Source organism: Paenibacillus sabuli (genome assembly GCF_014705605.1).
In the GTDB taxonomy this organism is placed as follows: Bacteria; Bacillota; Bacilli; order Paenibacillales; family Paenibacillaceae; genus Paenibacillus_D; species Paenibacillus_D sabuli.
In genome coordinates this window covers 88,135-107,373 of record NZ_JACXIZ010000013.1, presented here as the reverse complement: position 1 = coordinate 107,373, position 19,239 = coordinate 88,135, and the positions used below count along the sequence as shown (strand labels likewise).

Annotated in this window: 19 protein-coding genes and 2 pseudogenes; 13 read left to right on the top strand and 8 right to left on the bottom strand. The window is 60.6% G+C overall.

The window, feature by feature from the left end:
• Position 1: 1 nt before the first annotated feature.
• The gene (locus IDH44_RS07315; protein WP_190916164.1) at positions 2 to 820 is read left to right on the top strand and encodes an amidohydrolase family protein; all 819 of its coding nucleotides are present in this window, start codon (positions 2 to 4) and stop codon (positions 818 to 820) included.
• A 277-nt stretch (positions 821 to 1,097) separates the two neighbouring features.
• A complete protein-coding gene (locus IDH44_RS07310) occupies positions 1,098 to 1,352 on the top strand; it encodes a hypothetical protein (protein WP_190916163.1) in 255 nt (84 codons plus the stop codon).
• A gap of 136 nt (positions 1,353 to 1,488) precedes the next feature.
• On the opposite strand, the gene IDH44_RS07305 is transcribed toward IDH44_RS07310, so the two are convergent.
• Positions 1,489 to 1,689 (bottom strand): hypothetical protein, encoded by a 201-nt coding sequence (locus tag IDH44_RS07305; protein ID WP_190916161.1) that lies wholly within the window; start codon positions 1,687 to 1,689, stop codon positions 1,489 to 1,491.
• A gap of 490 nt (positions 1,690 to 2,179) precedes the next feature.
• On the opposite strand from IDH44_RS07305, the pseudogene IDH44_RS26430 reads away from it, so the two are divergent.
• The 4 genes and pseudogenes from IDH44_RS26430 to IDH44_RS07290 all read left to right on the top strand — a co-directional run.
• A pseudogene (locus IDH44_RS26430) lies at positions 2,180 to 2,317 on the top strand (hypothetical protein); the annotation flags it as partial.
• A gap of 42 nt (positions 2,318 to 2,359) precedes the next feature.
• Positions 2,360 to 2,758 (top strand): annotated as a pseudogene (locus IDH44_RS07300) (IS3 family transposase); the annotation flags it as partial.
• Positions 2,759 to 3,019: 261 nt separating this feature from the next.
• Positions 3,020 to 3,979, top strand: coding sequence for a 2-hydroxyacid dehydrogenase (locus IDH44_RS07295; protein ID WP_190916158.1), 960 nt, complete (start codon positions 3,020 to 3,022; stop codon positions 3,977 to 3,979).
• A gap of 159 nt (positions 3,980 to 4,138) precedes the next feature.
• Positions 4,139 to 4,975: a sugar phosphate isomerase/epimerase family protein gene (locus IDH44_RS07290; RefSeq protein WP_190916157.1), complete on the top strand. Its 837-nt coding sequence runs from the start codon at positions 4,139 to 4,141 to the stop codon at positions 4,973 to 4,975.
• A 201-nt stretch (positions 4,976 to 5,176) separates the two neighbouring features.
• Here IDH44_RS07290 and IDH44_RS07285 read toward each other — a convergent pair whose 3' ends face one another.
• The gene (locus IDH44_RS07285) at positions 5,177 to 6,082 is read right to left on the bottom strand and encodes an aldo/keto reductase (RefSeq protein WP_190916155.1); all 906 of its coding nucleotides are present in this window, start codon (positions 6,080 to 6,082) and stop codon (positions 5,177 to 5,179) included.
• 189 nt (positions 6,083 to 6,271) lie between these two features.
• Between IDH44_RS07285 and IDH44_RS07280 the strand changes: the two genes are divergently transcribed.
• Together IDH44_RS07280 and IDH44_RS07275 are read left to right on the top strand one after the other, a co-directional pair.
• The gene (locus tag IDH44_RS07280) at positions 6,272 to 6,817 is read left to right on the top strand and encodes a GNAT family N-acetyltransferase (protein WP_190916154.1); all 546 of its coding nucleotides are present in this window, start codon (positions 6,272 to 6,274) and stop codon (positions 6,815 to 6,817) included.
• A 155-nt stretch (positions 6,818 to 6,972) separates the two neighbouring features.
• Positions 6,973 to 7,209 carry a hypothetical protein gene (locus tag IDH44_RS07275; protein WP_190916152.1) on the top strand — a complete coding sequence of 79 codons (237 nt, stop codon included), beginning with the start codon at positions 6,973 to 6,975 and terminating at the stop codon, positions 7,207 to 7,209.
• 134 nt (positions 7,210 to 7,343) lie between these two features.
• Here the strand turns inward: IDH44_RS07275 and IDH44_RS07270 are convergent, their stop codons facing one another.
• The 6 genes from IDH44_RS07270 to IDH44_RS07245 all read right to left on the bottom strand — a co-directional run bounded on the left by IDH44_RS07270 (position 7,344) and on the right by IDH44_RS07245 (position 14,829).
• A complete protein-coding gene (locus tag IDH44_RS07270) occupies positions 7,344 to 8,441 on the bottom strand; it encodes a GerAB/ArcD/ProY family transporter (RefSeq protein ID WP_190916150.1) in 1,098 nt (365 codons plus the stop codon).
• Between the two features lie 12 nt (positions 8,442 to 8,453).
• Entirely contained in the window at positions 8,454 to 8,702 is a 249-nt protein-coding gene (locus IDH44_RS07265) for a hypothetical protein (protein ID WP_190916148.1), read from the bottom strand.
• 13 nt (positions 8,703 to 8,715) lie between these two features.
• Positions 8,716 to 9,870, bottom strand: coding sequence for a Ger(x)C family spore germination protein (locus IDH44_RS07260; protein ID WP_190916147.1), 1,155 nt, complete (start codon positions 9,868 to 9,870; stop codon positions 8,716 to 8,718).
• Complete coding sequence (locus IDH44_RS07255; protein ID WP_190916145.1) at positions 9,867 to 11,360, bottom strand: spore germination protein; 1,494 nt, start codon at positions 11,358 to 11,360, stop codon at positions 9,867 to 9,869. The genes IDH44_RS07260 and IDH44_RS07255 overlap by 4 nt, the downstream gene beginning before the upstream one ends.
• A 228-nt stretch (positions 11,361 to 11,588) precedes the next feature.
• Positions 11,589 to 14,000: a beta-propeller domain-containing protein gene (locus tag IDH44_RS07250; protein ID WP_190916143.1), complete on the bottom strand. Its 2,412-nt coding sequence runs from the start codon at positions 13,998 to 14,000 to the stop codon at positions 11,589 to 11,591.
• Between the two features lie 220 nt (positions 14,001 to 14,220).
• Positions 14,221 to 14,829 carry an SRPBCC domain-containing protein gene (locus IDH44_RS07245; RefSeq protein WP_190916142.1) on the bottom strand — a complete coding sequence of 203 codons (609 nt, stop codon included), beginning with the start codon at positions 14,827 to 14,829 and terminating at the stop codon, positions 14,221 to 14,223.
• Positions 14,830 to 15,212: 383 nt separating this feature from the next.
• On the opposite strand from IDH44_RS07245, the gene IDH44_RS07240 reads away from it, so the two are divergent.
• The 5 genes from IDH44_RS07240 to IDH44_RS07220 all read left to right on the top strand — a co-directional run bounded on the left by IDH44_RS07240 (position 15,213) and on the right by IDH44_RS07220 (position 19,163).
• Entirely contained in the window at positions 15,213 to 16,427 is a 1,215-nt protein-coding gene (locus tag IDH44_RS07240) for an MFS transporter (RefSeq protein ID WP_190916140.1), read from the top strand.
• A 317-nt stretch (positions 16,428 to 16,744) separates the two neighbouring features.
• Entirely contained in the window at positions 16,745 to 18,100 is a 1,356-nt protein-coding gene (locus tag IDH44_RS07235; protein ID WP_190916138.1) for an RCC1 domain-containing protein, read from the top strand.
• Positions 18,097 to 18,240 (top strand): RCC1-like domain-containing protein, encoded by a 144-nt coding sequence (locus IDH44_RS27350; protein ID WP_190916136.1) that lies wholly within the window; start codon positions 18,097 to 18,099, stop codon positions 18,238 to 18,240. The genes IDH44_RS07235 and IDH44_RS27350 overlap by 4 nt, the downstream gene beginning before the upstream one ends.
• Before the next feature lie 192 nt (positions 18,241 to 18,432).
• The gene (locus tag IDH44_RS27345) at positions 18,433 to 18,729 is read left to right on the top strand and encodes a polymorphic toxin type 35 domain-containing protein (protein WP_223869465.1); all 297 of its coding nucleotides are present in this window, start codon (positions 18,433 to 18,435) and stop codon (positions 18,727 to 18,729) included.
• On the top strand, positions 18,726 to 19,163 hold the full coding sequence (locus IDH44_RS07220) for a hypothetical protein (protein WP_190916132.1): 438 nt from the start codon (positions 18,726 to 18,728) through the stop codon (positions 19,161 to 19,163). Before IDH44_RS27345 ends, IDH44_RS07220 begins: the two co-directional genes overlap by 4 nt.
• Positions 19,164 to 19,239: the final 76 nt, after the last annotated feature.

Below are 19,239 nucleotides of genomic sequence, written 5' to 3'. Positions count from 1 at the left end.
CATGTATATCGATACCCATGTGCATCTATGGGAGCTGAGCCGAGGCGATTATGGCTGGATCAAGCCGGACAATAAGGTGCTGCACCAGAATTATACGGCGGAGCGGCTGCTGCCGGAGCTGGAGGCGAGCGGGACGGCTGGCGTCGTGCTCGTGCAGGCGGCGTCGACCGTCGAGGAGACGCGCTATATGCTCGGGCAGGCCGAGCGTCTGCCGCAGCTGCGCGGCGTGGTAGGCTGGCTGGATTGGGAAGCGGAGGATGCGCCGGCGCTGTACGAGAATCTCAGGCGGCACCGGCTGCTGCGCGGCTTCCGGCTATCGGGCCGGCAGCTGTGCGAGGCGGACGACCGGCTGCTGGCGCGCCTGCAGCGGGCGCAGGCGGACGGACTCGTGATCGACCTGCTCGTGCGGCGGACGGAGCTGGACGAGCTGCGCCGGCCGCTGGAAGCGCTCTCGGGTCAGTCCGTCGTCATCAATCACCTCGGCAATCCGCCGCTCCAGGACACGGACGAGGCGCTCGGCGCCTGGCAGGCGGGCATGTCCGAGCTGTCGCGCCTGCCTCATGTGGCCGTCAAGCTGTCGGGCATGATTACCCCGGCTGGCGGCTGCGCGCCCGAGCGGGTGCGGGGCCCGATCGACACGCTGCTGCGGGCATACGGAGCGGAGCGTCTGCTGTTCGGCAGCGATTGGCCGGTGGCATTGCAGGCGGGCAGCTACGAAGACGTCGTGCGACTGTTCGAGGAGGGCCTGCCGGAGCGCTTGTCCGAGACGGACAAGCAGGCGCTGCGCGCCGGCAATGCGACTCGCATTTATCGGCTGTAGTGCGCGACGGCGACCTTGCTCCAGGCAAGTTGGCAGCCTGGGCCAGGACGCGCGCGTTCCTGCCCTTTGCGACGTGGCCGGTACCGCGGCCGCGTCGGGTTGCTTGAATATATAGCATTTATAAGTTTCACGCTTATAAAAGGTCTCTATATTCTCGGAACGAAACTTGCGCCGCCATCAAAGGACGGCGTCAGCCGTTTCACCTTGGCCGCTTGTTTCAATTAGCGTCCGCTGCGATTAATAGAGCGTAAGTCGAATCACAGTGAGGTGACATCAGATGGAGCCCTGGGAGAAGACCGAGCGTTCGGATCGTGACGCGGACAAGGACAAGGACAAGCAGCGGGAGACGCGCAATCATCCCGAGCGATACCCCACGGACGAGGAGACGCTGCACGACCGTTACGTCACACAGCGGACTGTCGACCCGATACCGGTAGAGGAGCAAAAGCTCAATGCCGAAGACGAGCGCAAAAAGGAGCAGACCAAGCAAAGCTCCTCCAGCGATCGGATATACAAGCCGTACGACAATTGAGGCGGCGTGGCTGGGCAGACCGAAACGCCCCTACGACAGATCGGCGGGGCGTTGCCGGCCTGCTTGTCCGATGGTCCGGCTGCAGCAGCGGTCCGGCTCGGGCGGCGTCAGGCCTATGTAATGCGGGTTGAAAAGGTCAGTTCCTTTTCAGTCCGCATTTTTTGGCGAGTGCCGGCCAGGCATCGATTAGCATCCGCTCCCACTTGGCGTCGGGCAGCCGCTCAACCCACAGGGCAATCTGGTCCAGCTCCATCATGCGCAGTCGTTCTGCGACGGCGGCTTTGTCCGGAGAAGGCGCAGCTGCGGGCTCCACGGTTTCGAGCATGGCGATTATCATGTCATTCACCTCGGTTTACAGTTGATCAAACAGAATATATATATGCAAAAGCGGTGCGAAAAGTACCGCGATGCCGAATTATTTTCAAAACGCCCGGTCCCGGCGCTGATGCTTTCAGCGGCCGAGAGCGGGCGTTTGGCGTGAATGGGCGCGCAAGCGGACGCGGGGCGCGGGACACCGGCGGCGTTTCGCTGCACGGGAGCTCTAACGGACACCAGCGACGCTTAGCGGTCATTTCAGCCACCCGCATGGCCAATAATTCTTGCTAAGCGTCTCCCATGTCTCCCATGTCCGTTGCGCGCCTAGCAAAGCTAGGCCTAGCTAACTGATGGAAGTTCAGTCGGGGTAAAGACCAAGCTGCCCTGTAGCTAGTAGGCAACTCACGGCGAAATCCGTGGGTTGAAGCCTTATGAAAAACAAGCCGGATGGTGCTAGACTAAGTAGTAGACACAGAATAAACTGATGAAACAAAGAAGAATCGGAGGTCGCCCGCGAGCTCAAGATCAAGGATAACACGTTGTACGGCTGGATGAAAAAGTTTGGCGATGAGCCGGAAGTCGTTGCCGCACAAGCGTTTAAGTCTAAAGACCATCGACTCAGGGAAATGCAAAAGCAAGTCCGCGAACTGCAAGAAGAGAATGAAATCTTAAAAAAGGCGATGCACTTCTTTGGCTGGCACACGAGTGAACGTATGACGAAAGAATTGGTGTTGCAGGCGCTGAAGCAGGCTCACGGCCGCCAGCGCCCCGCGGGAGAGGTCTTACATCATTCCGACCGCGGCAGCCAGTATGCCTCACACGAGTACCAGAAGCAGCTCAAGGTCTATTCCATGATCGGTAGCATGAGCCGTAAAGGCAACGGCTACGACAATGCGTGCATTGAATCCTTTCACAGCCTCATCAAGAAAGAACTGATATATTTGAACAAGTACGAGACGCGTGCGCAAGCCGAGAAAAGCATCTTCGAGTACATCGAAGTGTTTTACAATAATGAGCGCATTCATTCATCAATCGGCTACGCTACTCCCAGCCAATTTGAACGACAGTACGACTTTAACACTGTGCATTGATAAATTTGTGTCTACTCTCTTGACAGAGGTCCAGGCGTAGAGCCGCCGATCTGGACGAGTGGAAATGCTTCCGGCGGCGACGAAGCGAACGGCCGTCATCTGAATCGCTTCAAGGACAGGGTCAAGCTGCTCTGATCGCGGGACGGACCGGAGGGGAGATTGATTCTGCAACCGTTTACGTATAAAATACAGATCGTACAAGCATGTTGCGGATCGCGCCGGCAGGTTGCGATTGCAGCTACGGAAACGGGGAGGAACGCGATGAAACCGAAGGTGGTCGTTTACCGAAAGGTGTATGACGAGGTGCTGGAGCGTCTGGCCGAGGCCTGCGAGGTCGTCTATCGGCCGCAGCCGCGCGAGGCGGACGGCTCCGCACTGTATGAGGCGCTGGGGGAGGCGCAGGGGCTGCTCGGATCGGGCCTGCGCATCGACGAGGCGCTGCTGGAGCGGTCGCCGCAGCTGCGGGCGGTCGCCAATTTTTCGGCGGGCTATGAGAATCTGGATCTGGAAGCGCTGCAGCGGCGCGGCGTCACGGCGACCAATACGCCCGGCGTGCTCAATGACACGGTCGCCGATTGCGTCATGGCGCTGATGCTCGCTGCGGGGCGGCGCGTCTCCGAGCTGGACCGGGCGATGCGGGCCGGCCAGTGGACGACGAGCATCGACGAGGAATGGTTCGGCGTGGACGTGCATCACCGCACGCTCGGCATCATCGGCATGGGCGAGATCGGCCAGGCCGTCGCGAAGCGGGCGCGGCTCGGCTTCGACATGCGGATCGTCTACCACAATCGCTCGCGCAACGAGACCGCCGAGCAGCGCTACGAGGCGCAATGGCTCTCGCTCGAGGCGCTGCTGGAGCAGTCGGATTACGTCTGCATGCTGACGCCGCTCACGCCGCAGACCGAGCGGATGATCGGCGCCGCCGAGCTGGCGTGCATGAAGCCGACCGGCATCTTCCTCAATGCTTCGCGCGGCCGCACCGTCGACGAGGCCGCATTGATCGAAGCGCTGCGCGAGCGGCGTATCCTCGCTGCGGGACTCGATGTGTTCGAGCAGGAGCCGCTCCCGGCGGACAGTCCGCTGCTGCAGCTGGACAACGTCGTCTGCGTGCCGCATATCGGCTCGGCGACGCACGAGACCCGGCTGGCGATGCAACTGCTCAGCGTGCGCAATCTGCTGGACGCGCTGCGCGGCGAGACGCCGCCCAATCGGCTCGTCTGATGCGTGCCCGCGTGCGCGGGCTTGGCCAGGGAGACGTAGGCGCCTGCTCCCTTCCGAGCCTGTCATGGCGAGTCTGTCTTGTCCCAGGCGGTGTCTGGTTCAGGGCTCGGCCAGACGTGTAATAGGGGGTAGTTCGTTCTAAGCAAGGAGGAGTTACGCATGAATGTTGCCGTTAACAGCTGGTCGCTGGAGAAGGAGCTCGGTGCGCTGCGCATGATGGAATGGAGCGACGTCGTCGCAGACCGGGTGATGCACGAGGAGGAGCAGCCGGAGGCGATGACGCTGACCGAGCTGTGCGCCAGGCTGGGCCAATCCGGCTATCGCGGATTGGAGCTGACCTATGCCCAGATCAAGGATATGTCGGACGATGCGATGCTCGACCTGCGCGGCGCCGCCAAGGTGTCGAACGTGGAGCTGAGCTCGCTGCTGCTGGACTACGGAGATCTGTCCTCGGACGACGAGGTGCGGCGGCAGGCGGACCTGAAGTGGTACAAGGAGTGGATCGACGCCGCATCCAAGGCCGGCTTTACCCGGGTGCGCGTGCCGGGCGGCGACAGCGCGCCTGACGATGCCGCAGCCCTGAGCCGGGCGGCGGACGGGCTGAGCGAGCTGGCCGCCTACAGCGAGCGCTATGGCGTGCTGGTCGTGACGGAGAACCTCGGCGAGCTGCTCTCGACGTCGGCGAATTGTCAGCAGCTGCTGGAGCAGTGCAAGGGGCGAGTTGGCTTTACTGCGGATTTCGGCAATTTTCGGACCGACAAGTACAAGCAGTTGGCGGAGGTGCTCCCTTACGCCGAGACGGTACATGCCAAGGCGGAGACGGACAGCGCCGGGGCGCTCGACGAAGCCGATTTCAAGCGCTGCATCGCGCTTTGTGTCGAGGCCGGCTTTTCCGGCTCCTACGCGTTGACGTACCTGGGCCAAGGGGACGCATGGGAGCGGCTGACGCAGATGCGCAGTCTTGCCGAGGAGGCGCTCGCTGCGACGCAGGCCTGAACGGCGAGCGTTCTTTTCTTTGCTCAGACAAGCCTCCCGCGCTGCTCGTAGCGGCTGGGGAGGCTTGTGTCGCGAATAGGGAAGGGCAACGTGCGCCGCCGGTACGACCGGCGGCGCACGTTTTGGCGCGGATGCAATTGTGGCACGCTGTCTTTCCCGAGCTCCGGCAGGGCCTTATCGGACCTGCGATCAGCCCGCGCGTCAGGAGAGCCCGCCCCAGGCGGGCTCGGCGATCTCGCGCCATCTGCGGCGAATGAGACCCATCAGCTCGTCGTCGAGCGGGCCGCGCGCGGCGTAGCCGACGTGATCGAGCAGCTGCTGGGTGCTCCCGATCCGCAGCAGCGCCGTGTCGATCTGCGGCAGCGACAGCGAGAAGCGCAGCGCGATCTCGGTGAGCCGCTGCGGCGGATCGTCCAGGAACGGGTAGGCCAGCTGTTCCAGCCGCCGCTCGTACGTCTCGGGGGCACGCGTGGCCTCGCTGCTCCGGGTCCAGACGAGGTTGGCGACCGGACGCTTGACGATGATGCCCATCCCGCGCTCCTCCGCCGGCGCGAGCGTGAGCGATACGGCTTCCTGATCGGCGAGATTGATCGACGTCTCCAGCGCGTCGAATTCGCCGGTCTCGATGGCGTACAGGGCATCCGTGCTGTCGCCGCTATAGCCGATATAGCGGGTGAGCCCTTCCTCCTTCAGCCGCTTCATCGCCTCGATCAGTTCGCCCTGCGCGAGCACCTCCCTCGTGCAGTTGTCCAGTATCGCCAGGTCGAGATAGGCTGTACGCAGCCGGCGCAGACTCCGTTCCACGCCCATGCGGATGTTGCGCGGATCCCAGTCCGGATAGGGCAGGTCGACCGCCCGTCCTTCCCCGTATTTGCCGAACAGGTAGAAGTGCCTGCGGCGGTGGGAGAGGCTCTCCCCGATTGTGGCTTCGATTTGACTGTTGTCCGAGGCGGTATCGATCACATTCAAGCCGAGGTCAAGCCCGTTGTTTAGCAGCTTGCTCGTATCTTCCCCGCTGTGCGTCTTGTTGTTCATCCCGATTTCGGTACCGCCGAATCCCAGTACGGACACATGCATATCGGTTTTGCCGAATTTTCGCTGTTCCATCTGTGATTCACCTCCGTCCTTACGGATTCTTCCATTATTACCCGCTCTTGCGCTCGCAAAAACGCCCGGCTGCCCGTTTTGCCGTCACGACTTCAAGAATTGGCAACGCGACTTCGCCTCGGGTATACTGAATAGTAGATCCGACGAGCGTATGCGGACAAGATACGTACACGGAGAGGAAGGATCATTATGATTTCCATTCATCACAACGGGTATCAGATTCGGCTGATCGACGCAGGCCCGGAGGACAAGCTGGTGTTTCGTAATTTGATCCAGCTCTACCAGTACGATATGAGCGAATTCAAGGGCGCCGATCCCGACCGGCACGGTCTGTTCGACTACAGCGATCTGGATCACTATTGGACCAGGCACGGTCGCGAGGCGGAGGGGCGGCAGGCGATCCTGATCAAGATCGACGAAGCGGTCGCAGGCTTCGCTTTTCTCAACAATCTCGCGCTGAGTGTGCCTCGGGACGACACTACACGGCATCTGGCCGAATTTTTTATTATGCGTCGCTGGCGGAGGCGGCATCTGGGCAAGGTGATCGTCAAGGAGCTGTTCGACACCTACCCGGGAGTCTGGGAGGTGCGGGAGGAACGCGAGAATCGCAACGCCCAGCTGTTCTGGCGCAACGTGATTCAGGAATACACCGGCGGCGGCTTCAAGGAGCAGGAATTCGACGAGCACGCATGGAAAGGACCGGTCCAGTCCTTCGACAACAGAGGCCGCCTGTGAGGCGGAGCTAGGCGCTGCGACGCGAGGAGGGAGACCCTGCCGTCTGGACGACCGCCCGTTTCGCACAGGGGCGGGGGCAGATGTACAGGTCATCCTGTCATGCCGGGCATATAGTGGTAACGTAAATCAAATCCGAAACGAAAGGTGAGGACACGATGAGCTACCAATCGCCTTGCAACCAGTCGCCCTGCCCGCAGGCGAGCCCGATCACGACGGCGCCGACGCAAGTATACAACAACATCTATCACCCGCAGGCCCAGCCGATTATTCATCCGATCGAGGTGATCAACCAGCACCACTGCGTGCCGGTGCCGCAGCATTATTACACGTGCAGCGTCAAGGATGTCATGGTCTCGACGGATCGTCGCAGCATGCGCGGCAAAAGACGCTAGGCATTCGCACCAAGCGTCGTACGAATCAATCAAGCCAATTTCGGCAAATTTTTTTGGAGAGGGAGCGCTTGCGCTCCCTCTTTTCAACGTTCCATAGCATGAATTCCGGCTAGCGCCGCCGATGCGGGGCGTCTTCAGCCGGAGCGCGCGGGCGGCCGGCGGAATGCGCTCAGCACGGCGGCCGCGAGCAGCGGGAGGACGCAGGTGCTCGTAATCATCGGCCAGAGACTGGTCCAGTATTCCTGCGCCTTGGTCCCCGACTTGAACATGGTGAGCGAGATGAACAAGATCGCGAGCGACAGCGGCAGGATGAGCGCGCGCGATTGCTTGAGCTGAAAAAAACGGGCCATGCAGCGGTGCAGGGCGATGAAGGCGATCGTCGCCTTGATGTACGAGCCTGCGATGAGCACGATGCCTGCGATCGATTCGATGCGCTCCACGGTGCCGGTCAGCTCGATCATGCGTGCGAGCTCATACAGCACGTAGCTGCGCTGCCCGCTGAGCGGGCCGAAGGTCATGCCGGCGCAAAGGACAATTCCCGCGAACAGGACGATGTTGCTCAGCAGCGCCCCGACCAGAGCCCGCCCGACCGCCACCCGCTGCCGCAGCCGCACATGCTCGAGCAGCAGTCCGAACACGAACACTTCAGAGTAAGGAAAGCCGTACAATACATAGGCCCCGTGCAGCACCGGCAGAGTGCTCGGCGCGTACTGCGGGAGCAGCAGCTGTGGCTGGTAGTTGGGAAGATTGACAGCGAGGATGACGATGATCATCAGCACGATCACATTGAGAAAAAGCATAAACAGCCGAGCGGCGACCTCGATACCCGCGCGTGCCGTACAAGCGGCTGCGAGCAGCACCGGTGCGTGAAGATAAAAAAGAGGCGTATCGACCATCATCGTGCTCGTGAAAAAGTTGCCCATGCCGACCACGATATTCGCAATCATCAGCACCAGCACCAGCATGAGCCACAGCAGCAGCGGGGCGGCGAGCCAGCGGCCGAACACCTCGCGGTAGTAAGCGACGAGGGAGCGGCCGCGATGCCGGCGATGCAAATAAAGCACGCAGCCGAGCAGACCCAGTCCGACGCTGCCCGATACCAGCACGGACAGCCAGGTAAGGGTACCCGCCGCCGCAAGCGCAGGGCTCGGGATAAACATGACGGAAGAACCGAGGGTAAAGGCTAGCAGCAGCACGGCGGCCTGTGTCGGTCCGATTCGATCGTTTGGCATGGGGTATCCTCCCTATTGGTCCGCGGCGGATTGCAACAAGCGGGTCACGTCGCGAGCCGCCCAGCCCAGCGACCACTCCATGACATCATTGAGATTCGCCCAGTTGCCCGACACGATATAATCGAGCCCGAAAAAAGCGGCGGCTGCAAGCAGCAACGCATACAGCAGGCGCGTCGAGGCGGGGGCGGAGCGCAGCGTGGAGCGGGCCGAGCCGATCAGCCATCCGAGCGGCAGGGCGATCTCGACAATATGCGGCAACAACGGCTTCGCCTCCTTAATGGGTGTCCTCGCCAAAAACGGCAGTGCCGCCTTCCAAACCAAGATTGACAACGTGGACCTGCACGTCAATGCGGGGCCGTATGCGCGGCAGTCGCTTGTCCCAGTCCGGCTTCCAGCTCGTCCATACCCGCGGGTAGCGGCGATGCACGGCATCGCCGAGCGCGAGGACGTCCAGGCCCTGCTCCATGAAGCCGCGGGAGAACCGGTCCAGTTGCTCCTCGAGGTAGCGGTCGATTCGGGCGGTGTAGCGCTCGGCGTCCTGCTCCGTCCGCAGCGCCGTGCAGCTCAGTTCACGTGCAATGGCGCTTATTTGCAGGCTGTATTGCACCTGCAGCTCCTCGCCTTGGGGGTGCAGCTTCACGCGGCGCTGCAGGGCCAGGATCTCCAGCGACTCGGAGCTGCCCCCGTCTGAACAAGGCATACCCAGAAAGCCCGAACTGTAGTCGCCCTTCAGCATGAGATAGTAGGGCATCTGCTTCGCATTCAATCGCGCGACCATGCGGCCATTGCGCATAATCGCTCCTCCCTTGTAATAAATCCGGGTCTCCCGGTTGCCGGTGTCGTCGGCGTAGGGAAGCACGGCGATCCCGGACTCGCTGTGCAGGTCGAGGGCCAGCTGCAGCATATTGCGTTCGGTCGTCTTCCCGGAAAATTTTTTAGAGATATGCTGGATATTGCGAGCTTGGCGGCTGACCGATTTTTCAATATAAGCATGGTGCTCCAGATAGGGGCCGGCCTCGCCCTTGACGACGGTGAGCCGGAGCGTCAGCCGGGGCTCGTCGTCCCGATAAAAGAAATCAAGCGCCTCGCGAAAGCGGGGCGAGCGGGCCAGCTGCTCCCCGATGAGCAGCATCTGCGTGTGCCCCCACTGCGCCTTGCGGCCAAGATGCAGGGTGATGTCGCGCACGCCCTCACCGATCGAAGCCCCGTGCGAGACAATATTGATCACGTTGCCGGTAGCGGGGTTGTCGGAGCGCTCTTGGCCTGAGCTGTAGAGCTGTGTCGTCACCCGGTACTGCTGGTGTTCGTCGAGATCCAGGGCGATACCGAGCACGAAGGCGCGCTCGTTGAGCTCCATACCGCCGCAGCTCGTCAGCCCGCCTGTAGCGGACAGGAGCAGGATGAGCAGGAGCGCGGCCCGGCCCTTCATGGCCGGACTCCGCCGCGCTGACGTCGCGCAGCGCGCAGGCGCAGGCGCAGCGGCGCGCGCAGCAGCACGTCGAGCAGCAGGCGCGGATGCAGCGGGGCGAGCGGAGACAGGTAGGGCCGTCCGAGGACGCGCAGCGTCGTCAGATGAAGGAACATGAAGATGTAGCCGATCATCAGACCGTAGCCGCCGAGCGCATACGCCAGGAGCATCATCGGGAATACGAGTATGCGCAGCGCCGTCGCCAGCTCATACTGCGGGATCGAGAAGGAGGCGATGCCGGTCAGAGCAATGACGACGGTCATGATCGGCGAGGCGACGCCGGCGCGAATCGAAGCCTCTCCGATGATCAGCGCGCCGACGATGCTGACCGCTGCCCCGATCGGCCGCGGCAGGCGGATGCCCGCCTCGCGCAGCAGCTCGAAAAAAAATTGCATCATCAGCGCCTCCAGCAAGGCCGGAAAGGGAATGCCCTCCCGCGAGTCCAACACCGTCAGCAGCAGATTGGTCGGAATCAGCTCCGGATGGAAATCGGAGAGCGCAATATACAGCGCGGGCAGCGTCAAAGCGATGAAAAATGCACCGATTCGCAAAAAACGGACGAGCGTGGCAATGACGGTGCGCTGGTAGTAATCCTCCGCCGATTGGAACAGATCGGTAAACAAAGTCGGACAAATCAGAATCGTCCCGGTCCCCTCGGCCATGACGATGATCTTGCCCTCCATTACGGCGCTGACCGCCACGTCCGGCCGCTCGGTGACCCGGTATTGGGGAAACGGTGAATACAGGTTGTCCTCGATCAGCTCACGGAGCGCGGTCGTATCGAGCAACTCGATCTTGTCCGCCCGCTTCAGCCGCCGCTTCAGCTCGGCCAGCGCCGGCTCGTCGACGCTGCCGGCTACGTATCCGATCAGCGTGCGTGCCTTGGTCAGCTCGCCGACCGTATGGAATTCGAGCTTGAAGCGAGGCGTCTTCAATCGGGCCCGCAGAAGGGCGATATTCTGATCGAGATCCTCGACCATGCCTTCGCGGGGACCATTGATAATTGCTTCCGTCGCGGGCTCCTCGATCTGCCGATGCGCGATGTGGCGCGATTCGAAGCCCGCCGCCCTGGGCCATCCTTGGAGCAGCAGCACCGTACGCCCGGCCAGTACGGCATCGGCGATGGCCGGGAGCGTCTCCAGCAGGTCGTATTGTCGCTGCGCCGGTCCGCGGGCGTCAAAAAAAGCGATGAGCGCCGGGCGCCGCTCGCCGGGCGCGCGGGCCTCCGCTTGGGGCAGCAGGCTGTCGATGGCAGTGCGCATCAGATTGTGATCCAGACCTTGCGTCAGCGGCGGGCAGGAGAGCAGCAGGGCTTCTTCCGGACCGTCCGGCGCGAACCGGAACGTGGTCATTTCGATATCGTCGCATCCGGCAAAAAGCTGCTCCAGTTGGGTGCGCACAGTCGGCCAGTCCGGTGCCAGGCGCTCGGAGTCTGAAGGAGAAGTGACCATAAAGGCGGCTTCCTTTCATTGGCATTGTTTTTGATATCGCCTAGTATCCTTCATTTGGCAGGGAACTATACGGCCGGGAAAGGGAACAAGGAAAGGAAGCAGGGGAGGAGACGGTGCGAGAGCGGACCATGGGGAACCGCGCGGCCGGATGGGGGCGAAAAAAAACAGAGCGGCGTATGTCTTCGCCGCTCTGACAGTGCAAGGCTCGGGGATGCGGTGACGCTCGGCTCAGGATGCCTCTGGCACCGCCAGCGGCACCGGGAGGCTTGGCCGAGCAGGCTGACCGCCGCCCGCCTGCTCGGAGCCGGGATACAGCAGCTCGCCCTGTGTCTCCAGCGTATCGATTGCGGACCCGCGCAGCATCCGCTCCGAGAGGGTGTAGAGGGTGTCGCCGGCATACAGGATGCGCTGGACATAGGCGCGGTAATCGGCGCCGTATGTGGCGCTCTGCTTCAGCTCGTCCTCGTCCAGATGGGTGATGCGGCCCCGCAGCCGGAAGCCCGCCTTCTCGTCGATCGCGTATACATAAGCGCCTTGATAAGCGAACTCGCCGTAAGCGGGCATGCCTTCTTGCGCTTCGCGCCCCTCGGGCGTCTCCATCACTTGCACGGGGAAGGCCAGCAGGCCGCGCGCCTTGTCGAAGAGCAGCGCCTTGTGATTGCGGAGCAGCTCCGAATCGGTGCCGCGGTCGCCGATCACGGTCTTGAATTTCTCCTTCGGCGCGTTGACGTCGGTCACGTCGAACAGCGCCAGCTTCAGCCCTTGGGCATAGGCGACGACGTCGTCCGGACCGGCGCCCTTGACCGGCACCGTCACGGTCTCCTTGCCGAAGCCGATGAGATGGTGCTCGTCGTACGGATGCAGGTAGTCGCTGTAGCCCGGAATCTTGAGCTGGCCGAGCACCGCCGGCTGTGCCGGGTCGCGCAGATCGATTGCGAACAGCGGATCGACGTTGCGGAAGGTGACCATGTAGGCGCGCCCGCCCATGAAGCGGACGGAATAGATGCGTTCGCCGGGGGCCAGCCCCTCGAGCGCGCCGATCGTCTGGAGCCGCTCGTCGAGCACGTACAGATTGTTGGCCGCATCCTCGCCGCCCCAACCGGTGCCGGAGGTGGTCGCGATGCGGAAGTAGCCCTGGTGCTCATCCATGGCGAACTGATTGAGCGGCGTGCCCTTCACGCGTCCTTCGCCGATGTACACGACGCGTCCCTGATCGAGCCGGAACTTGTGCACGCGGGTATAGCTTCCGTCCTGACCGTCGTAGCCGGGGATCGCGACATACAGATGGCGGGACGAGGCATAGATGGTCTGACCGGCGCCGAGATAGGCGGATACCTCCATCTGCTGCTGCGGACGATCGAGGTCGAGCGCGCCGATCGTCAGCATGCCGCCGCCCGTCGGTTCGGGAAAATAGCGGATCGCATCGAGTCCGAGCGCATGCTGCGCCTCGTCCGCCGCGCTGTCGGCGTAGGCAACCCGTCCCGTCTCCGGGTTGTCCGCGCCGCCGCGCAGCAGCGGGTAGGCGTAATCATACTTGCTGGCGACGAGGTAGAGCGCGCTGCCGATCATGCGCGAAGAGACGTAGCCGCCCTCGAGCTCGACCGTTCGCGCGAGCGCGGGTTCGCCCTGAGCGTCGAGCGTGTAATGCATGGCCCGCACGGCGCTGTGCATCGGCATCGGCAGGATGCCGATGCGCGCATCCGTCGCAGCGCGCTCCGGCTCGTCGACCGGCGCCGCGGCGGAAGGGGCGGGGACCGCCGTATCCTCGGCGTCATCCGGACGCTGCTGCGGCCACGCCATCGGCAGGCTGCTCTGGCCGATGACTACGAGCTGGCCCTCGCGCACGTACAGCTCCAGCGGCTGGAACGCGTCCTCCACAGGATAGTCGATGGCCGCAGCCAGGCTTGGCGTTTGCGGATCGGAGATGTCGCTGATCAGCACGCGTTGCCCGCTGATCTGGTAGATGTAACGGCCGTCGGTTTTGGCCGTGTCGGCTTCGTCGACGCCTTCGACCTGTACATTGGTCTCGGCGTGACGGTCGGCTCCGGCGGCCAGGCCTGACGCGCTCTCGCTCTCTGCAGCAGGCGCGGCCGTCGCTTCGTCGGCGCTCTGGGCCAGTTCCGGACGCTCGCCGCCGGCTGCGGCGAGCAGCTCCTGGAGTCTGTCGTGCGAGCCGATCACAGGCAGCTCGGCCGGATCGTCGATGTAGACGGCGCGAGTCCGGCCGTCCCATGCGACGACGGCGCCGAGCGCTTCGGAGATCGCGCGCAGCGGCACGAGCGTCGTGTCGCCCTCCAGCCGCGGCGCCGTCGGCAAGGCCAGCTCCAGTCCGTTGGCCGTCATTGTGCGAGTGCCGATCGTCAGTAGCGCCTCGCGCGCGCCGGCGCGGATGCGGACGCTGCCGTGGTCTTCGCGGCCTTGCCATTCCACCCGAGCGCCGAGCGCCTCCGCGATTTGGCGCAGCGGGACGAGCGCGGTCCCCCCTTCGAGTCTGACCGGTGTGTCGGTGGCGAGCGTGTCGCCGCGCAGCACGATTCGGACGTCAGCCTGTTGGCCGATCGCCGCATCCACCCGCTGTCCGGCGCTCGCGGGTGTGAGCACAATCGCCGCGGCGAGCACCAGGCTTGCCCATCGTTTCATAGTGTAGAACCCCTCCCTGTTGGATTGTGGCTTACACGCTTATGGACGCGCGCCCGACATGGAAGGTTGCACCAGCTCAGCCGCTGCGCAGGTTCGAGCGGGCAGAGCGGCGCGCGTCCAGTCCACGTGCAGCCGTATGGCGGACTGAAGGCGCTGATGCGCCTGGAGGAACTGGCCTCTGTGCCTGACGAACTGGCCGTGCAGGTATGCTTGGCGAAAATTAGTCGCACAGGGCCTGCAGCTCGTCCAGGGCGGTCTCCCAGCGGCGTCGCATCGTCTCGCGCATGTAGAGATCCGTCAGTTTCTCCTGATGGTAGCTGACCGTCGTGCGTGCTTCGCCGGAGGCAAGCAGCTGCAGTTGCAGCGTCGAGGGCTTGTCCCAGCCGGGCATCTGCCAAGCCATGCGGAGCTTGTCCGGGGGCTTGACGATGCGCAGGGTGCCGACGTTGCCTTCCTTGGTCACGAAGCGAGCGCCGGCCTGCAGCTGCAGCTCGCTCATCTCGCCGAGCCAGAGGCGCAGGCCGGAGGGGGAGACGAGCGTGTCCCACACCTCGAGCTTGGGGCGGCGCACCGTGCGCCGGACGCCGATCTGGTAGCCGACCGCGGCGGTCAGCCCGACCGGCTTGCGTCCTTGGCGATGCTCGTTGGTGCCGGCGAGGATCGTGACCCACCTGTCATCCAGGCCGTGGACTTCGGCCAGATAGGCCGCTGCTTCGTCGTATCCGCCGTCCGGGGCGCAATCGGCATCGAGGAGGGCGGTCCATTCTGCCCATGATTTGCCTGTCTCCCGCTTGACCGCGGTACGAAATTCATTTCCAATGATGTCCATTCTATCGTGCCTCCTGCTATCCGCTTCATTTGCATTCTAGTATACCCCACTCCTGAACGGGTTTGAAGTTCGTGCTATACTAGAGGATAAAGGAAGGGAGATGTGGAGCAATGGCCAAGGATGACGGGGAATCGGGCTCAGGCGATTTATACTGGCCGAAGAAACGGAATTCGCGAGATTTCCACTGGATTGAATACGGTTGCAGGCTGCGGCGCCAGCGTTACGGGTAGCGGCGGTCGCAAGGCGACGAGAGAAGACGGGAGCATGCATCCGTCGCCGCCAGAGGACGACAGTAGCGGTTTCGCCTTGCTATGTCATCTGACCGTGCAACGCCAAATTCAATCCAATGGATGTGAGAACATTTGGAGCAGTGGAAACGAACGATGTGGATCTTATGGGCCGGCGTGCTGCTGTGCAGCGCGAGCTATACGATGGCGGTGCCTTTCTTGCCGCTTTTTTTGCTGGAGCTGGGGGTCGGAGACGATGCGGTCAACCTGTGGGCGGGCGCGGTGCATGCCTCCGCTTTTTTGGTCGGCGCGCTGATGGCGCCGCTCTGGGGCTCGCTGGCCGATAAGTACGGCAAGCGCAAGATGGTCATTCGCGCCGGTCTTAGCCTGGCGATCATCTACGGCCTGATTGCCTTTGTGCACAATCCGTGGGAGCTGATCGGGGTGCGCATGCTGCACGGTCTGGTCGGCGGCTTCGTGCCGGCGTCGATGGCGATCGTCGCCTCCATCGCGCCGAAGGAGCAGATCGGTTGGAGCCTCGGCATGATGCAGGCCGGCACGATGACCGGCGGCATCATGGGACCGCTGTTCGGGGGGCTGCTGGCCAATGCCTTCGGTCAGCGACTCTCGTTCATCATTGCGGCGGCCTGCATCTTGATCGCGACGCTCGCCGTCATCGGGTGGGTCAAGGAAGGGGTACAGCGCTCGCCCGCCAAGCGCAGCCGCATCATCGAGGATGTGCGCGTCGTGCTGCAGAGCGGCGCGCTGACGCGTCTGCTTCTGCTTCTGCTCCTATTCCAGCTGGCGATCAACATGATCCAGCCGCTGCTGACGCTGCACATCGCCCACCTGCAAGGCGACGTGAAGGGCGCGGTGCTCTCCTCCGGCTTCGTCTTCGCGCTGATCGGCGTCGCCGGCATCATCGCCTCCCCGACCTGGGGGCGGATCGGGGCGCGGCGCGGATACATGCCGATTCTGGCGGCCTGCTTCGCGGCGGCGGGCGCGACCGTCAGCCTGCAGTTTTTCGTGCAGGAGCTCTGGCTGTTTACGGTGGTGCAGTTCGTATTCGGCTTGTTCATGGCCGGCATCGTGCCGAATATTAACACCTTGGTCGTGCAGCACACGGACGAGGCCTTCCGGGGGCGCTCCTTCGGCCTGACGACGAGCGCCAATCAGCTCGGCGCGATGATCGGACCGCTGATCGGCGGCGCGCTTGGCTATTTCCTTAGCATCGGCTGGATTTTTGTCACCACGGGCCTGTTGCTGCTGGCCGGCGGGCTCGCGGTCTGGACCAATCTGAGGCCTGTCGTGGCTCAAGGCGATACGGCGAGTCCGTCTTTAAAGGCCGAGTCCATTTCGTTCCGAGAATAGATAGAGCTGTTTATAAAGAGCGGTGCTGCGGCCCCGGCTCGGCTGATGCGGGGATAACGGATGGCAGCGAGCTAGTGTTACAAAAGAACCTTCAAGTTTGCATTGCGCGGACTTGAAGGTTCTTTTTGTAGTGAGAACAGGCGGGAACGCGCACGCAGTATGCGAGTAATAAAAAGTAATCTTGTGTTCATACGCCGTTCATTTAAATATGGAAAATAAATCAATAGAAGGTGGAATGAAACACTTCTTGAATTGGGGCGGGCTTAGGGAGGACAACTCTCCAATTTGTAAAACTAAAGAAGATAAGGGGTAATGGCATGCATTGGAGAAAAATTGGGTTGTTTTTAATGGGGTTACTATTGGTAACAGGCACGTTTCCTGCCTATGCACGCGACCATGCTGTAACGTCGCAAGGCTGGGCTTCATCAGTAAAAGGACCGCGCTTGATCGCTTCGTATCCAAGTCCGAGAGAGACGAGTGTTCCTCGAGATACCGACATCATCATTACGTTTGACTCTTCGATTAAATTAGGAAATTATGCACCTTTCATTTCGCTTCTTTCGCAAGAAGACCTGAATAATCAAGTCCCTGTGGAAGTAACGATAGTCAAAAACGAGCTGATCCTTTCACCGACGCAACAATTGGAAAAAGGGACAGGCTACGTGTTGTTTATCCCAGTTGATGCCGTGCAATCTCTCTCTGGCAGCAAATTGCGTTCCGATTATGGAATGGAATTCAGCACCCAATTGAATAAAACTTTAAAAAGCGACCCGTTGTGGTTATTGCCCGCTCCGCCGTCGTCCGGTACGGCTCTGGAGACAGTCGAAGCGAAGAGCACTTTGACGTCAGCCACATTAAGCACTGCTTCAATGCCGGGCCAGCCTGTTATGCAGATTTTTGCAGGAGCTTCGCATAGCGGAGCGTTGCGAAATCCGCAACAAATGAGCTTGTGGGGAAAGAACACATCCATGCAGCTCGGCTACGCTTCCCCTGTTGAGAGCACCGTGCCGTTGGATAAACAGACCGGAAGTCCATATGTGAAAGTGGAGGCCGGCTATGTAAATACGTTTGCTTTGCTTGCAGATGGTACTGTACAGGGCTGGGGAAGTAACTTTTTTGGCATACTTGGCGCTGGGCCAGGCGGTAGCACCACTGCCGTGCAATCCGATCCGGTAACAATCGCATTATATGACCATGTTCAAGATATCTCGATAAGCGGAGTACATACATTGGCGCTGCTTGCAGATGGGACAGTCTGGGGCTGGGGAATGAACATGAACGGAGAATTAGGCGTTGGCGATCCAGGGGAACATGTCGAGTATTATCCGAGGCCGGTGCTTGAGTATGGTTACGATGATTTGATAAATGTTGAAAGCATTTCTGCTGGTGTCACACACAGCGTCGCGGTCAAGACGGATGGATCGGTGTGGAGCTGGGGGTCCAACCAGTACGGGCAGCTTGGAGACGGAACGCTGACCGGACAATGGACAGCCGTCGAGACATTTGCCAATTCAACCACGACTTTTTCGCAAGTGCAAACGGTCAGTGCGGGTTATGATTTTACGGTTGCATTAAAAGAAGACGGCAGCGTATGGAGCTGGGGCAGAAACGACCTGGGCCAGTTGGGCGACGGCGGTACCACGAATAGAAAATATCCGGTCCGAGTTATTTGAACGACGTCGTAGCCATCAGCAGCGGCGACAGCCATGTGCTCGCTCTGAAATCGGACGGCAGTGTATGGAGCTGGGGAAGCAACAGCGACGGACAGTTAGGGAGCCATCTAAGCTCGCCGACGCCTTACGGCTCCCTATGACACGGAGCTTCCCGGAACAACAGGGACAAGGGATAATTTCCGTACTCCTAACAAAAAACGCCCAATCCGGGCTCCTTTTCAACAAGTGCATAATCTGATAGAATGATCACAGGTTAGATTTTTGGGGATGTCTCTTGTGTGCTGCTCGCAACAGTTCACAAAAAAGAGGCATCCTTTTCCTTTTCCGAGTTTATGGACATTATATTCGTCAATTCTCGGACAGGCAAGACCGTCAATTGTTGGACGTTTCCGGCTGGTAGAAACAACATACTCCAAGAACATCACTTGTGGGGAAGAGTAGTTAGTGACCCTAGCGACTGGAGTCAAGTTTCTACAGTAATGTCGAGGACTATGGTGCAGGGGGGCGAGGGGGCGTATAAGAGTGTATTTATGAAAACTTTACGTGTCGGGGATGAAACTGTAGTTGTAACTTATACAAGGTTACCAAACGGTACTATAAAAATTTCGGATGGATGGGTAGCAAAATGATAAAATCACAATTACAGAAACATATTCTACAAGGTGATTTCGAACAAGCGAGCCAACTCGTTACAGGCACTAGTATGTTTGAACTGGAGGGAATCCTACTAGAAATCGCATATGATTCGGAGAGCGTCTCAGTTTACAACTTTTTATGTCACTTGATTGAAAAACATGAAACTGGTGCTTTGCATAGCATCGCATCGACTCTTATGAGTAATCCTCTTTGTTTTATTAGCGGTGCATATGCAAAAGGGTTTTATCATGCTAAAAGAGCAATAGAGCTTGAACCAGAGGATGTTACTCTTAAGGAGCTAATCTTGTTTTACTCTTTGCTTCCGGACCAGTTAGTAACGAAAGATGAAGCAAACGAGTATGCCAAGCAAATCTTACTTACTGCTCCCAAAAATAAAACGGCACTTGATTTCTTGAATAATAAATAATTTCTTGTTTACCACAATGCGACTGAATATTTCGGTGAAATATCCGGTAATGTGTGAGCCAGGTCTCCGGAGAAAA

Bases quoted from the DNA above. Each gene is read 5' to 3' on its own strand.
- IDH44_RS07285 (WP_190916155.1), bottom strand. From the start codon at position 6,082: ATGGAACAGCGAAAATTCGGCAAAACCGATATGCATGTGTCCGTACTG.
- IDH44_RS07305 (WP_190916161.1), bottom strand. From the start codon at position 1,689: ATGATAATCGCCATGCTCGAAACCGTGGAGCCCGCAGCTGCGCCTTCT.
- IDH44_RS07245 (WP_190916142.1), bottom strand. From the start codon at position 14,829: ATGGACATCATTGGAAATGAATTTCGTACCGCGGTCAAGCGGGAGACA.
- IDH44_RS07250 (WP_190916143.1), bottom strand. From the start codon at position 14,000: ATGAAACGATGGGCAAGCCTGGTGCTCGCCGCGGCGATTGTGCTCACA.
- IDH44_RS27345 (WP_223869465.1), top strand. From the start codon at position 18,433: ATGGACATTATATTCGTCAATTCTCGGACAGGCAAGACCGTCAATTGT.
- IDH44_RS07310 (WP_190916163.1), top strand. From the start codon at position 1,098: ATGGAGCCCTGGGAGAAGACCGAGCGTTCGGATCGTGACGCGGACAAG.
- IDH44_RS07260 (WP_190916147.1), bottom strand. From the start codon at position 9,870: ATGAAGGGCCGGGCCGCGCTCCTGCTCATCCTGCTCCTGTCCGCTACA.
- IDH44_RS07315 (WP_190916164.1), top strand. From the start codon at position 2: ATGTATATCGATACCCATGTGCATCTATGGGAGCTGAGCCGAGGCGAT.
- IDH44_RS07295 (WP_190916158.1), top strand. From the start codon at position 3,020: ATGAAACCGAAGGTGGTCGTTTACCGAAAGGTGTATGACGAGGTGCTG.
- IDH44_RS07280 (WP_190916154.1), top strand. From the start codon at position 6,272: ATGATTTCCATTCATCACAACGGGTATCAGATTCGGCTGATCGACGCA.
- IDH44_RS07235 (WP_190916138.1), top strand. From the start codon at position 16,745: ATGCATTGGAGAAAAATTGGGTTGTTTTTAATGGGGTTACTATTGGTA.
- IDH44_RS07240 (WP_190916140.1), top strand. From the start codon at position 15,213: ATGTGGATCTTATGGGCCGGCGTGCTGCTGTGCAGCGCGAGCTATACG.
- IDH44_RS07270 (WP_190916150.1), bottom strand. From the start codon at position 8,441: ATGCCAAACGATCGAATCGGACCGACACAGGCCGCCGTGCTGCTGCTA.
- IDH44_RS07255 (WP_190916145.1), bottom strand. From the start codon at position 11,360: ATGGTCACTTCTCCTTCAGACTCCGAGCGCCTGGCACCGGACTGGCCG.
- IDH44_RS07220 (WP_190916132.1), top strand. From the start codon at position 18,726: ATGATAAAATCACAATTACAGAAACATATTCTACAAGGTGATTTCGAA.
- IDH44_RS07275 (WP_190916152.1), top strand. From the start codon at position 6,973: ATGAGCTACCAATCGCCTTGCAACCAGTCGCCCTGCCCGCAGGCGAGC.
- IDH44_RS07290 (WP_190916157.1), top strand. From the start codon at position 4,139: ATGAATGTTGCCGTTAACAGCTGGTCGCTGGAGAAGGAGCTCGGTGCG.